General features: G+C 63.2%; 14 protein-coding genes. 7 read left to right on the forward strand and 7 right to left on the reverse strand.

The features are described 5' to 3' along the window. Positions 1-20: 20 nt before the first annotated feature. A complete protein-coding gene (locus tag J1N02_RS09490) occupies positions 21-311 on the forward strand; it encodes a DUF6124 family protein (RefSeq protein ID WP_092358240.1) in 291 nt (96 codons plus the stop codon). 45 nt (positions 312-356) lie between these two features. Here the strand turns inward: J1N02_RS09490 and J1N02_RS09495 are convergent, their stop codons facing one another. The 3 genes from J1N02_RS09495 to J1N02_RS09505 form a co-directional block, all read right to left on the reverse strand. Next, complete coding sequence (locus J1N02_RS09495) at positions 357-968, reverse strand: PolC-type DNA polymerase III (protein WP_065924992.1); 612 nt, start codon at positions 966-968, stop codon at positions 357-359. Between the two features lie 46 nt (positions 969-1,014). Beyond that, entirely contained in the window at positions 1,015-1,491 is a 477-nt protein-coding gene (locus tag J1N02_RS09500) for an NYN domain-containing protein (protein WP_024077544.1), read from the reverse strand. Between the two features lie 117 nt (positions 1,492-1,608). Then, the gene (locus J1N02_RS09505) at positions 1,609-2,352 is read right to left on the reverse strand and encodes a DUF2076 domain-containing protein (RefSeq protein WP_092358238.1); all 744 of its coding nucleotides are present in this window, start codon (positions 2,350-2,352) and stop codon (positions 1,609-1,611) included. 180 nt (positions 2,353-2,532) lie between these two features. Here J1N02_RS09505 and J1N02_RS09510 point away from each other — a divergent pair, with 180 nt between their 5' ends. Further along, positions 2,533-3,192, forward strand: coding sequence for a YciC family protein (locus tag J1N02_RS09510; protein ID WP_027605271.1), 660 nt, complete (start codon positions 2,533-2,535; stop codon positions 3,190-3,192). A gap of 40 nt (positions 3,193-3,232) precedes the next feature. Beyond that, positions 3,233-4,321, forward strand: coding sequence for an endonuclease/exonuclease/phosphatase family protein (locus tag J1N02_RS09515; RefSeq protein WP_027605270.1), 1,089 nt, complete (start codon positions 3,233-3,235; stop codon positions 4,319-4,321). A 76-nt stretch (positions 4,322-4,397) separates the two neighbouring features. On the opposite strand, the gene hrpB is transcribed toward J1N02_RS09515, so the two are convergent. Then, positions 4,398-6,908, reverse strand: coding sequence for an ATP-dependent helicase HrpB (hrpB, locus tag J1N02_RS09520; protein ID WP_092358236.1), 2,511 nt, complete (start codon positions 6,906-6,908; stop codon positions 4,398-4,400). 110 nt (positions 6,909-7,018) lie between these two features. Between hrpB and J1N02_RS09525 the strand changes: the two genes are divergently transcribed. Beyond that, the gene (locus J1N02_RS09525; RefSeq protein ID WP_027605268.1) at positions 7,019-7,438 is read left to right on the forward strand and encodes a hypothetical protein; all 420 of its coding nucleotides are present in this window, start codon (positions 7,019-7,021) and stop codon (positions 7,436-7,438) included. A gap of 9 nt (positions 7,439-7,447) precedes the next feature. Next, positions 7,448-8,341, forward strand: coding sequence for a cation diffusion facilitator family transporter (locus J1N02_RS09530; RefSeq protein ID WP_098480884.1), 894 nt, complete (start codon positions 7,448-7,450; stop codon positions 8,339-8,341). Here the strand turns inward: J1N02_RS09530 and J1N02_RS09535 are convergent. Further along, entirely contained in the window at positions 8,338-9,375 is a 1,038-nt protein-coding gene (locus tag J1N02_RS09535) for a DUF6515 family protein (protein WP_092358234.1), read from the reverse strand. The genes J1N02_RS09530 and J1N02_RS09535 overlap by 4 nt on opposite strands. Positions 9,376-9,806: 431 nt before the next feature. Between J1N02_RS09535 and J1N02_RS09540 the strand changes: the two genes are divergently transcribed. Beyond that, the gene (locus tag J1N02_RS09540) at positions 9,807-10,286 is read left to right on the forward strand and encodes an Lrp/AsnC family transcriptional regulator (RefSeq protein ID WP_003194418.1); all 480 of its coding nucleotides are present in this window, start codon (positions 9,807-9,809) and stop codon (positions 10,284-10,286) included. A 227-nt stretch (positions 10,287-10,513) separates the two neighbouring features. Further along, the gene (locus J1N02_RS09545) at positions 10,514-10,723 is read left to right on the forward strand and encodes a DUF2788 domain-containing protein (protein WP_025999909.1); all 210 of its coding nucleotides are present in this window, start codon (positions 10,514-10,516) and stop codon (positions 10,721-10,723) included. Here the strand turns inward: J1N02_RS09545 and J1N02_RS09550 are convergent. Both J1N02_RS09550 and amn read right to left on the reverse strand, forming a co-directional pair. Further along, entirely contained in the window at positions 10,718-11,353 is a 636-nt protein-coding gene (locus J1N02_RS09550) for a pseudouridine synthase (RefSeq protein WP_027605265.1), read from the reverse strand. The two genes, J1N02_RS09545 and J1N02_RS09550, sit on opposite strands and share 6 nt — an antisense overlap. Before the next feature lie 71 nt (positions 11,354-11,424). Further along, entirely contained in the window at positions 11,425-12,897 is a 1,473-nt protein-coding gene (gene amn, locus J1N02_RS09555; protein WP_024077553.1) for an AMP nucleosidase, read from the reverse strand. Positions 12,898-12,982: the final 85 nt, after the last annotated feature.

Consider the following 12,982-nt stretch of genomic DNA (forward strand, 5'->3'; position numbering starts at 1 on the left):
TTAGGTCGCAGCGAAGGGCTATAGACGGGAGAAGGGAAAATCCAGAAAGGTCCGACAGGACAGCAAGGCTAAGCCTACCGACTATTCAGAAAGCAGATAAACGCCCTCAAGATGCCCCGCCCTTCATCCTGAATGACAACCTGAGCCTCGAAGACGCCCTCGCCCATGCGGCGGATTTGCTGCATTGCGCGGTGGGCACTGCGCACTTGTCGGGTGAGGGGATTGATGTGCAGCAGCGGGCGGTGATGCATTTGGTGGAGATGGCGAAGGGGGTGGTGGATCGGGCGTTGGAGTGTGTGCAGCCTCGATGAACGACAGATAACCGCCCCTCCCACATCTTGAACGGCGTTGTTCTGTCAGAACCCGCGATGTTTCTTCAAATGCTCATTGATCTTCGCCGCCGGCACTTTCTGCAGGGTGCACAGCAGGTCGTGGGACAGTTCGCGCAAGCCATGGGTACGCCGCAGTTCCTGGGCCAGGTGCGCCGTGAGGTTCGCGGCCATTTCCGCATCCGCCAGCGCGCGGTGGGCCTGGCCGGTGTGGGGCAGTTTCGCGTAGGCGTTGAGGGTGCCGAGCTTGTGGTTGGGCGCAGCCGGCATCAGGCGGCGGGCCAGCAGCAGGGAGCAGGCGAATTTTTGCAGGCGGGTGCGGCGGATCAGACCGAGTTCGAAATCCCAGAACTTCTGGTCGAACGCGGCGTTGTGCGCCATCAGCGGCGTGGTGCCGACGAATTCGTTGACTTCGTTCATCACCCGCTCGGCCGGCGGGGCGCTGCGCAGCATGGCGTTGCTGATGCCGGTGAGTTGCTCGATAAACCCAGGCACGCGCACACCGGCGTTCATCAGGCTCTGGTAGCGGTCCACGATCTGGCCGCGTTCGAGGATAACCACCGCGATTTCCGTGGCCCGGCAGTGGCTGCTCGGGGTGATGCCGGTGGTTTCAAAGTCGATGACCGCTATACGTTCCAAACCTGTTCCAACTCCGTCTAACCCTTTATTTATTAAGCCGCCGTACTTATTTGAGCAGCAACGCGCCTTCGATCGGCACGTAGCGGCTGGCGGCACGTATCAGTGAGTTGGCCGTCAGCCCCGGTACGCCGTAGGCCACGGCTTCGACGCCGTGCTTGTGGATGATGCGGTCGAGCAGCATGTCGAAATCGCCGTCACCGGAGGCCAGCACAATTTCGTCAACGTGGTCGGCGGCGTCCATGATGTCGATGGTGATGCCCACGTCCCAGTCACCCTTGGCCGAGCCGTCGCTGCGCTGGATATACGGCTTGAGTTTTACCGTGAACCCCAGGTTACGCAGGATCTGCTGGAACTGCTGCTGCTTGCTGTCACCGCGGTCGATGGCATACGCATAGGCCTCGACGATTTGCCCACGCGAGCTGATATCAGCCCACAGGGCGGCGTAGTTGAAATGGCAGCCATAGGCCTGGCGGACGGTGTAGTAGAGGTTTTGTACATCGGCGAACACTGCAATTTTCTTCACCGCACTTCCCCATGACAGCCAGGCGCCAGGGCCCGGAAAGGGTGCCAGTATGCCAGCCGCGAGAAGGTTGCCGGGAAAAATCAGACCGGGGCGGCTCAGCGCCCCGGGCCGGAAGGGTCAGACGAAGGAATCGTCGTCGCCGAAGGAAGAGGAATCGTCTGAATAGTCGCTGTCGGCAAAGCTGTCCGAGGCGTTGTCGCTGCCCCAGCTGTCATTGCCGGCGAACTTCTGGTCATCGTTGCCCCAGTTGCCGTTGTCACTGGCGGGCGCCGGCTCTTCACGGATGATCTCTTCCACCACCTGCGGCTGTTGCGAGTTGTGGTTGAACAGGCTGCTGATGCCTTCGGCCAGCAACACACCACCGGCCACGCCCGCGGCGGTTTTCATCGCGCCACCGAGGAACCCGCTGCCAATGGGGGCGGCGGCCGGTTGCTGCGGCTGTTGATAGTTCTGTTGCGGCGCTGGCTGGCCAAAGGACGGCCGCGCCGGTTCACGCCAGCCGCCGCCGGAAGAGGCCGGAGCGCTCTGGGCCGGTTGCGGGTCACGGGAACCGCCGCCAAAGATGCTCGACAGGAAACCACCGCCGCTCGCCGGGGCCGCTTGTGCGGACTTGGCCCGCTGCAACTCATCCTGCAATTGCTGGATCTGCTGCGCCTGTTGCTTGTTCTGCGCGTCGAGACTCTTGAGCGCGTGTTCCTGCACCAGGATCGACTGGGTCATGTAGTACCCGGCGGCCGGTTGGCGAGTCATATGCTCCTTGATCCGCGCTTCGGCCTGGGCGTCACGGGGGGCTGAGTCCGTTTCGGCTTGCTGCAACCGTGAAAACAGTCCATCGATCAGGGTTTGCTCTTCGCTGTTCATGGCGACCTCGTTAGATTGCCGGTAGAAATCGTGGCCTTGCCTGTGATCAGGCCAGGTGCTTAACCGTTATGGGGGTGTTACGAGTTGTTTCAATGGTCTTTACTCAAGGTTTACATTTGCTTACCGCTGGCCATGATCGGTTAAAGTGTTGCCCTTGCTTTCAGGCCTGCGATGAACCCGATGAATCCGTTAGACGTATTGCGCGACTCCTTCCGTTTTACCCGAGGCAACCTGGGCGCAATCGTCCAACTGTGCCTGCCATTGGTGATCCTCGAAGCCCTGTTGCAACAGCTGCTCGACCACACGCTCGGCGCGGATGCGTTCCCCGGCTACAGCGTGGTGGTGGGCTTGCTGGTGTACCCGCTGTACACCGGTGCCTTGATCCTGTTTCTCGACGCCCGCACCCGTGGCGAGTCGCCGCGCACCAAGGACATCTGGGCCATGGCCCTGACCCTGTGGCCGCGCTTCGCCCTGCTGACCGCCATGAGTACCCTCCTGATTCTGCTGGGCCTGTCGCTGTATTTCCTGCCGGGCCTGTGGCTGATGGTGGTGTTGGCGTTCGCCGAGTACCTGCTGGTATTGCGCGGCATGCCGGCACTGGAGGCGATGAAGGAGAGTTTGCGCCTGACCCGTGGGCATTTCTGGCGAATCCTGGTGTGCCTGTTGTGTGTCATGACGCCTCTGTGGCTGCTCAAGGGCGCCAGCGTCGCGGCCTATCCCAACCCCGCGCCGCTGGTGGGGCTGTTGATGGACAGCGCCCACAGCTTCCTGCAACTGTTCACCAGCGTGGTGCTGTTCCGTTTATTCATGCTGATCGGTGGCGATGCCGACGCGCGGTGATATGCTCCACGCCACTCCTGAAACGCCATAAGCCGAGCCGATGACCCGTTTATTGCGCATCACCCTGCTGGGCCTGCTGATCGTCGCAGGCCTGCTGACGGCCCTGATCTACAGCCTGACCTGGCGCCCCGCCGCCAAGGAAACCCTGCCCGTCAGCTGCGTCGCGCCCCGTGCGCCAACCCTGTTGCCCGGGCAGGCGCTCAAGGTCATGACCTGGAACGTGCAATACCTGGCCGGCAAGAACTACGTGTTCTGGTACGACACCGCCGACGGCAGCGGCCCGGACGACCGCCCCACCGTAGAGGACATGGCCGCCAGCCTCGACGAAGTGGCGCGGGTGGTTCGCGATGAACAACCCGACATCCTGCTGTTGCAGGAACTCGACGAAAACGCCAAGCCTTCCCACTACCAGGACCAGCTGACGCTTTTGCAGGAGCGCCTGGTCGACCTCTACCCGTGCAGCGCCCAGGCCTTCGACTGGAAAGCCGACTTCGTGCCCGACCGGCATATCTTCGGCAGCGTCGGCCGCAAGCTGGCGACCCTGAGCCGCTACCAGATCGAACACGCCGAACGCCTGCAATTGCCGGCGCCCGAGGCCAATATCATCAGCCGCCAGTTCCAACCCAAGCCGGCCTTGCTGTTGACCTACCTGCCCCTGAGCGATGGCGGCCAACTGGCGGTGCTCAACACCCGCCTGGACGGCGACGCGCCGGGGCGCAGTGCGGTGCAGGAACAGGTGCAAACGACGGTGAAGCTGCTGGACAAGTTCGAAGGCCGTGGCACGCCCTGGCTGATCGGCGGGGATTTCAACCTGCTGCCCCTGGGGCAGTTCCTGCGTTTGGAGGCGGGTAAGCGCGGGCAGTATTCGCCGGACAGTGAGCTGCATTTACTGTGGGACAAGTACCCGATGATCCCGAGCAACAGCCAATCCAGCGGGATTGATCGTGAGAAATGGCTGACGTACTTTCCCAATGACCCGAGCATTGATGGCCCGGATCGCACCGTCGATTACCTGTTCTACAGCCCGCGGATCAAGCGGGTGGAGGCGAATGTACGGCAGGAGGATACGTTGCGTATTTCCAACCATCTGCCGGTGATTGCACGGTTCCTGCTGCCCGCCGCGCAATAACCCACACAACAAGATTAATGTGGGAGGGGCGGTGCGACGATTCGACTTGCTCCCTCCCACATTTGGATCTTTGGCGTTACGACTTCCGGGGTTTGATCCGCGCGGTCGGCTCGGCTATCAGCGGATCATCCGGCCAGTAATGCTTGGGATACCTGCCCTTCAGATCCTTTTTCACTTCGGCGTAGGTACTGCGCCAGAAGTTCGCCAGATCCTGGGTCACCTGCACCGGCCGCCGTGCCGGGGACAACAGGTGCAACTTCACCACCTGGCGCCCGCCGGCAATGCGCGGGGTGTCGGCCAGGCCGAACAGTTCCTGCAAGCGCACCGCCAGGATCGGCGGCTGTTCGCTGTAGTCCAACCGCACCGATGAACCCGATGGCACCTTCACATGCTGCGGCGCCAGCTCGTCCAGGCGCTGGGGCAGCGGCCAGGGCAACAGGTTGTGCAAGTAGCTGGAGATATCCAGGTTGGCGAAGTGACTCAGCCGCGAGACTTTGCCCAGGTAGGGCATCAGCCAGTGCTCCAGGCTGGCGAGCAAGGCGTTGTCGCTGACGTCGGGCCATTCGCTGGTGTTGCCGGCGTCCAACTGGCGCAACAGCAGGACGCGGGATTGCCATTGGCGCAGCTCCGGGGTCCAGGGCAGCAGCTCCAGGCCTTTGCGCCGCACCAGGTTGACCAGCGCCTGGCCGCGCGCGGCTTCGTCGAGGCCGGTGAGCGGTTCGCGGCTGAGCACCAGTTCACCGACTTTGCGCTGGCGTTCGGCGCGCAGCACGCCTTCGCGCTCATCCCAGTCCAGTTGATCGACGTTGCGCACTTGTTCGGCGAGGACCGTGTCGAACAGCGCCGGATCGAAGTCCGCCGCCAGATAAATACGTTCTTCACGCTGGCCCTGGCGGCTGCCGAGGTCGGCGATCACCAGCCATGGCTGTTTCATCAGGCTGTCGGCCTCGGCGAATAATGCCGCGCGGCCATTGGCCAGGCGATATTCGGCACCGCCGGGGCGACGTTGCTGGGCGACACGGTCCGGGTAGGCCAGCGCCAGCAAGGCGCCGAGCCAGCGCGGGTGGTCGGGGTCGGCCACCGGCCGGGTCGCCTGGCCTCTCAAATAGCCACGGTATTGCCGCGCCAGTTGCTTGGCGCGTTGCACGCCGCCTTGAGTACCGCGCGCACGCTCTTCACCGGACATCAGCGCCAGGCGGCTGTGCAAATCCGCGCCGCCGCCGCGCAAAATATCGCGCTCGCCCAACAGTGCCGCGACATCACAGGCCGTGGCCGCCAGCCCCAGGTCCTGCCCGCGCAGCAACAAATGGGCGATACGTGGATGGGCCGGCAGCTCGGCCATCTTCTGGCCATGTGCCGTGAGTTTTTCGTCATTCAAGGCCCCGAGGCGCACCAGCAAATCCTGGGCCTGGGCATAGGCGGCGGTGGGTGGCACATCGAGCCACACGAGCTGTGGGGGCGTGACGCCCCAGCGTGCCAGTTGCAAGGCCAGGCCGGCGAGGTCGGCGGCGAGGATTTCCGCACTGCCATACGCGGCCAGCCCTTCATGCTGGTCTTCGGACCACAACCGATAACATACCCCCGGCTCCAAGCGCCCGGCCCGGCCCGCACGCTGGGTAGCGCTGGCGCGGGAGATGCGCTGAGTATCGAGGCGGGTCATGCCGCTGCCGGGGTCGAAACGCGGCACCCGCGCCAACCCGGCATCGATCACCACACGCACGCCGTTGATGGTCAGGCTGGTCTCGGCGATGTTGGTGGCGAGCACCACTTTGCGTTTACCGGCCGGTGCCGGATCGATGGCCGCACGCTGGGCGTTGAGGTCCAGCTCGCCATGCAGCGGGCAGAGCAACACGTCAGGGCTGTGCCCCAGGGCGTCGGCCAGTTGCTGGTTGACCCGGCGAATTTCCGCCTGGCCCGGCAGGAACACCAGCACGCTGCCGGTTTCATCGTGCAGGGCTTCGAGAATGGTTTGCACCACGCGCGGCTCGATGAATTCACCGGCCTGGTACGGCCGCCCCCAGCGCATCTGCACCGGGAACATGCGCCCCTCGCTGCGCAGGATCGGCGCGTCATCCAGCAGGCTGGCGAGGCGCTCGCCTTCGAGGGTGGCGGACATCAGAAGGATTTTCAGCGGTTGCTCGTCGCGAAACAGGTCGCGGCCGTTCAGGCTCAGGGCCAGTGCCAGGTCGGCGTCGAGGCTGCGCTCGTGGAACTCGTCGAAGATCAGCAGGCCGACACCGTCCAGTGCCGGATCGTCCTGCAAACGACGGGTGAGGATGCCTTCGGTGACCACTTCGATGCGCGTGTTGGGCCCGACCTTGCTGTCGAGACGGATGCGATAGCCGACGGTTTCACCGACTTTCTCCCCCAGTTCGCTGGCCAGGCGTTCCGCGGCGGCGCGGGCGGCCAGGCGCCGGGGTTCGAGCATCAGGATGGTCTGCCCGGCCAGCCAGGGCTCATTCAACAAGGCCAAGGGCACGCGGGTGGTTTTACCGGCGCCGGGCGGCGCTTCCAGCACGGCTTCATGGCGATTCGCCAAGGCGTCACGCAGGGCGGGTAAAACATCATCGATCGGCAACGAATTCATACTGGCTCCAAAGCAGAGCGGCGAGTATAACGGCGAACTGCCGGATGCCGACGCTGGTCTCAATGGCAGTGCTATATAGTCCCGTATCAACCGTGTTCAGGAGAGTCTCCATGCGTATCGCTTCCCGTGTCATCGGCGGTGTCCTCGCCGTCACCCTGCTGAGCCAACTCACCGCCTGCGGGTCGATTTTCTACCCCGACCGCCGTGGCCAGATCGATGGCAAGATCGACCCGACCATTGCCGTGCTCGATGCCGTTGGCCTGCTGTTCTACGTGATCCCTGGCCTGATCGCGTTCGGCGTCGACTTCGCCACGGGCGCGATCTATTTCGAACCCGGCAAGACTGCCCAGGTTGACCCGGAAAAACTCCACGAAGCCATCGGCGCCGACGGCAAGGTCGACAACGCCAAGCTGCAAAGCATCATCCAGAAGGAAACCGGCCGCACCCTGCCGCTGGACGACCCACGCATGATCCAGTTCAAGGGCAGCGTGCAACAACTTGCGCTCCTGGGCCTGCAACCCGCCGCCTAAGGATCGTTTATGACCAGCAGTCCCGAACACGCCCGGCTGTTGCGCCTGGCCACCCGCGCCTCGGTGGGTGTGGCCTGTGCGCTGATCGTTACAAAGGCCATCGCCTGGTGGCTCAGCGGCTCGGTGAGCATGCTCGCCGGGTTGACCGACTCACTGCTCGATGGCGTGACCTCGCTGCTGAACCTGCTGGCCGTGCATTACGCCCTGCGCCCGGCCGATGACGATCACCGTTACGGCCATGGCAAGGCGGAGTCACTGGCGGGCATGGCCCAGGCGTTGTTCATTGGTGGCAGTGCGGTGTTGATCGCCTTGCAGGCCTACGAGCGCCTGCAGCATCCGGAACCGGTCGGCGCGCCGTGGCTGAGCATTGGGGTGATCGTGTTTTCCCTGGCACTGACCGTGGCGCTGCTGATGCTGCAACACCGGGTTGTGCGCGAAACCGGCTCCAATGCCGTGCGGGCGGACTCGCTGCACTACCGCTCGGACCTGCTGCTCAACGGCAGCATCCTGGTGGCGCTGGTGCTGGCGGGCATGGGCTTTCATCAAGTCGACGCCTGGTTCGGCCTGGGCATCGCCGCCTACATTTTGTGGAGCGCGATCCAGATCGCCAGGGAAAGCTTTGCGGTGTTGATGGACGAGGAACTGCCGCCGGACGTCAGCCAGCACATGCTGGAACTGGCGCGAAGCGTACCGGGGGTGTTGGGTGCCCATGACCTGCGCACGCGCATTTCCGGCAACCACTGGTTCGTGCAGTTGCACCTGGAACTGCCGGGGGAGTTGACGCTGTCAGTGGCCCACGGCATCAGCGACCAGGCCGCCGATGCCATTCACGCAGCCTACCCGCGCGCCGAAGTGCTGGTGCACGCCGACCCACGGGAAGTGGTCACGGGCGCCAAGGCCTAGTACTGCACCTGATACCCGCGACTGCTCAGGCAGTTGCCCTGGGCCTGGCGGTAGGTTTGCACCACCGCCGGGTCAGGCGCGTAGGTGACCGCCTGCGGGTCGAAGCCGCTTTGTTGCACCGCCCAGCGATAACAGTCGTAACCGTCCTGCTGCACTTGCGCCGGTGACTGCCCGTTGGCGGGATAGGCCACCACGTCATAGCCATTGCCTTGGGGTGCTGGCTGAGGTGCCGGCACTTGCGTCGGCGGTTGTACCACTACGTATTGCTGGGTGCTTTGTTCGTAGGCGTAGTAGGCGCCGGCGGCCAGGAACAGCAGCGAGCCACCTACCCACACTTCGCGCGCATAGTCCGGCAGGTAATGCACGCGGATGCCATACGGCGGCGCCACGACCACATAGCGCGGGCCTTGGGGGCGGTACCAGTAGCCGCCGGAGAAGAAGTAATCCTGGCCACGGTACGGCACCCGGTAGTTGCGGTCGGGGAAGCGGTCGACGACATAGCCAGGCCGATACTGGGGGCCGGGGCCCCAGCCGTTGCCATGGCCGTCGGGGCGACCTGGCCAGCGGTTATCGTTGGGATGCCCGTTGTAGCCAGGCCGCGAACCTGGGCCGCCGGCCTCCCAATTGCGGTTGTCGTCGTTGCGTCGAGGAATGTCACGGTAGTAACCCTGACGCGGTTCCTGGGTCTGGCGCACGGTATCGGGGCGACTCTGGATCGGCAGGTTGTTCGCAGGCTGCGGGGCTGGCCGAGGCTGTTCGGCACCTTGCGGGCGACCTTGCCACTGCCCGCCACCGTGGGGCGGTTGCTCGGCGCGATCAAAATGCGGGTTCTGTGGACGTGGCTGATTATTTTCCGGCCGGGGTTGATTGTTCTGTGGACGCGGCTGGTTATTCTGCGGGCGCGGCTGTTCGTTACCCTCCGGCCCTCTTTCATGCTGGCCGCCACCCTCAGGGCGCGGCTCGTCGGCCATCACTTGCGTGCCGACGGTGACCATCAGCAAACCTACACCTGCCATATGCCAGATGCGCTTCATGCTATTCCTCACTGCGGATAAGGGCCTGGAAGGTCCGGCCTCATAGATGAGACTGGAAAAGCCCCGCCCGGTTCTGAGACAGGTTATCAGTCACAGGAACAATTTTCTTAAGGCAAAAGAAAAGGGGTGACCCGTCGGCCACCCCTTGAGAACTTCGTCCATGCTCAACGCTTTTGACGTTGGCTCACCTCACGCCGTCTTGTGGACAGTGTGCAGCCTGGAGGCCGGCTCGACCCTGCTGGGGTGGCGGCCGCAGCCAGCCTGATTGGGCGAGCTGCTGTGGACTGTTGTCCAGGCGGTGATTCTGTTGATAACGATACAGGCCAGCGCCGGGCAGATGATTGCGAAGATTGCGTCAATAAACAGTGCTTGCGCAATTTTTAACCCTTCATGGATAATTCACCGCAATAGTTACGACAAAGGCCAACCCAATGAGCAAGCTTGACCGATACGACCTGAGTATTTTGGCGGAATTGCAGCGCGACGCGAGGATCTCCAACCAGGAGTTGGCCGAGCGTATCGGCCTGTCGCCTTCGCCCTGCTCGCGCCGGGTCAAGCAGTTGGAGGACGACGGCTACATCGCACGCCAGGTCGCCCTGCTCGACCGCAAGATGCTCGGCCTGAGCCTCACGGCCTATGTGCTGATCGGCATGGACCGCCACACCCCCGAGCGTTTCGAGAACTTCGAGGCGGCCATCCGCACCCTGCCCCAGGTGCTGGAATGCAGCCTGGTCACCGGGATGGATGCGGACTATCAGTTGAAAGTGGTGGTGCCGGACATGGACCACTATCAGAAACTGCTGCTGGGCCACCTCACCCGGATCGAAGGCGTGACCAGCGTGCGCTCGAGCTTTGTGCTCAACCAGGTGCTCAACAGCACCGAGCTGCCGCTGACCCACCTGCGCACCTGATCTCCTGAACAATGAAGATCAAATGTGGGAGGGGGCTTGCCCCCGATGGAGTATCAGTCACCAGATACACAGCCTGACACACCGCTATCGGGGGCAAGCCCCCTCCCACATTTGGCCTGTGTTCCAGCAGTGAAGTCTGCGTGCGACGCACCGACGCAGGTCAATGTTGCGCCTGTAACGCTGCCGTATACTTGCCGCCTGCCCCGTTGGAAGAGCCCATGAACAACATCGACCCCGCCCTGTTCGAAGAATGGATGATGACCGGCCTGGTCACTATCCTGATCATTTTCATGGGCTTTATCGTCTGGGACCTGGCAAAGAAATCCAAGGCCGGGCGCTTTGGTTCGTTCATCCTGTTTTTCGTGCTGGGCCTGGGCGTGGCCGCGTTCATCATCAAGAGCGTGGTGATCGGCCTCATCGAGTCCGGCGCTTTATAAACGCGCCGGCACTTCCTTCCATTGGCCTTGATCCAGGCCGTCGATTGTCCAATCGCCGATACGCACACGCACCAGGCGCAAGGTCGGCAGGCCCACGGCGGCGGTCATGCGCCGAACCTGGCGGTTACGCCCCTCTCGAATCACCAGTTCAAGCCAGTACGTCGGTAGGTTTTTGCGAAAGCGCACCGGCGGGTTGCGCGGCCATAACGCCGGTTCATCCAGACGCCGGGCCTCGGCGGGCAAGGTTTTGCCGTCGTTGAGTTCCACCCCGTCACGCAGGCGTTGCAGCAATGCTTCGGTGGGTTCGCCTTCCACCTGCACCCAGTAGGTTTTCGCCAGCTTGTGCTTGGGGTCGGCAATACGCGCCTGCAACTGGCCGTCGTTGGTCAGCAACAACAGACCTTCGCTGTCACGGTCCAGGCGACCTGCCGGGTAGATGCCGGGGATGTCGATAAAGTCCTTGAGCGTCGCGCGCCCGCCTTCGTCGCTGAACTGGGTCAGCACATCGAAAGGTTTATTGAACAGCACCAACTTCGGCTCGGCCGGTGGTGCCTTGGCAACACGGCGCGCGGCAGAATACGGAGGTTTCACGCCAGGGCGGCGCGAATCGGGACGGGTGGGACGGGACATGGCAAAGGAACATCTAACGGTCAGGACCGACAATGCTAGTGGCCTGACCGCTAAATGACCATCCCAACCGCTTAGCGGAACGGCGGCTCGTCGAAGCTGCGCAGTTTGCGCGAGTGCAACGAGTTGAGTTCGGTGCGCAACAGGTCCACCGCCTCGATGCCGATCTTCAAGTGCTGGCTGACCGCACGTTCGTAGAACGCGTTGGCCGAACCCGGCAGCTTGATCTCGCTGTGCAGCGGCTTGTCCGACACACACAGCAAGGTGCCGTAGGGTACGCGCAAGCGGTAGCCCTGGGCGGCGATGGTGCCGCTTTCCATGTCCACCGCCACGGCGCGGGACAGGTTGATCAACGGCCGCTCCTGGGCCCAGCGCAGCTCCCAGTTGCGGTCGTCGTAGGTCAGCACGGTACCGGTGCGCAGGCGTTTTTTCAGCTCTTCGCCTTTCTCACCGGTGACATTCGCCGCCGCCTGCTGCAAGGCCATCTGCACTTCGGCCAGGGCCGGGATCGGGATGTTCGGCGGTACCACCCGGTCGAGAATCCCATCGCGGCGCATATAGGCGTGGGCCAGTACGTAGTCGCCGATGGTCTGGGATTGGCGCAGGCCGCCACAGTGGCCAATCATCAGCCAGCAATGCGGACGCAGCACCGCCAGGTGGTCGGTGATGTTCTTGGCGTTGGACGGGCCGACACCGATGTTCACCAGAGTCACGCCGTGGCCATCGCTGGCCTGCAGGTGATAGGCCGGCATCTGGTAGCGGTGCCACACTACGCCGGCGGCAATCGCCGAGGCTTCGCCGTGGTCCATGCTCTTATCGATGATGACGTTGCCCGGCAGCACCATGCGGATAAAACGCGGGTCGCTGCGCAGTTGTTCCAGGCCATGCAGGATGAACTGGTCGACATAGCGGTGGTAGTTGGTCAGCAGGATCCACGGCTGCACATGGCGCCAGTCGCTGCCGGTGTAATGCACCAGCCGACGCAGGGAAAAGTCCACGCGGGCCGCATCGAACAGCGCCAGGGGCAGCGGGTCGGTGTTTTCCCAGTCGTAGAGGCCATCGGCGATGCCGTCGGTGGCGGCCGACAGGTCGGTGCTGGGGAACACGCGCGCCAAGGTCGCGGCGGTCACACCGGAGCCGGCCAGTTCGTCACCCTGCTCCACTACGTACGGATAAGGAATGTTCTGCTGGCTGACGCCCACTTCCACGGTCACGGTGAAGTCGTGCATCAGCGGCACCAGTTGTTCCAGCAAATACTTACGGAACGCCGCCGGATGCGTGACGGTTACGCTGTAGGTCCCGGGTAACTGGACCTTGGCATACGCCCGGGTAGTCTGTGGGACTTCGCCGTGGCAGTGGTAAGTCAGTCGCAGTTCCGGATAGCGAAACAGCGCGCGTTGTTCGGCGTCGGGTTCGACGCGGTCCTTGAGGTATTGCTTGAGGGCTTGATTGAGCGCGCCGGTAGCCCGCTCATGCAGGGCCGCCAGCCGATCCACGGCCTCTTCGGCGGTTTGAACGACAACAAAAGCTTCGGTCACGGTAAGCATCCTGTGTTCTGACTTGCAGGCCTTTATCTTGCCTGTATCCCTGTCAGACGCAAACCTTGAATTGGAGTGCCTCTCAAGATGGCTG

This window comes from Pseudomonas sp. NFX5 (assembly GCF_049132125.1).
Classification (GTDB): domain Bacteria; phylum Pseudomonadota; class Gammaproteobacteria; order Pseudomonadales; family Pseudomonadaceae; genus Aquipseudomonas; species Aquipseudomonas marginalis.

Excerpts from the sequence above, each read along its gene's own strand:
- amn (WP_024077553.1), bottom strand. The coding sequence starts at position 12,897 with ATGCTTACCGTGACCGAAGCTTTTGTTGTCGTTCAAACCGCCGAAGAG.
- hrpB (WP_092358236.1), bottom strand. The coding sequence starts at position 6,908 with ATGAATTCGTTGCCGATCGATGATGTTTTACCCGCCCTGCGTGACGCC.
- J1N02_RS09515 (WP_027605270.1), top strand. The coding sequence starts at position 3,233 with ATGACCCGTTTATTGCGCATCACCCTGCTGGGCCTGCTGATCGTCGCA.
- J1N02_RS09505 (WP_092358238.1), bottom strand. The coding sequence starts at position 2,352 with ATGAACAGCGAAGAGCAAACCCTGATCGATGGACTGTTTTCACGGTTG.
- J1N02_RS09530 (WP_098480884.1), top strand. The coding sequence starts at position 7,448 with ATGACCAGCAGTCCCGAACACGCCCGGCTGTTGCGCCTGGCCACCCGC.
- J1N02_RS09510 (WP_027605271.1), top strand. The coding sequence starts at position 2,533 with ATGAATCCGTTAGACGTATTGCGCGACTCCTTCCGTTTTACCCGAGGC.
- J1N02_RS09535 (WP_092358234.1), bottom strand. The coding sequence starts at position 9,375 with ATGAAGCGCATCTGGCATATGGCAGGTGTAGGTTTGCTGATGGTCACC.
- J1N02_RS09525 (WP_027605268.1), top strand. The coding sequence starts at position 7,019 with ATGCGTATCGCTTCCCGTGTCATCGGCGGTGTCCTCGCCGTCACCCTG.
- J1N02_RS09550 (WP_027605265.1), bottom strand. The coding sequence starts at position 11,353 with ATGTCCCGTCCCACCCGTCCCGATTCGCGCCGCCCTGGCGTGAAACCT.
- J1N02_RS09540 (WP_003194418.1), top strand. The coding sequence starts at position 9,807 with ATGAGCAAGCTTGACCGATACGACCTGAGTATTTTGGCGGAATTGCAG.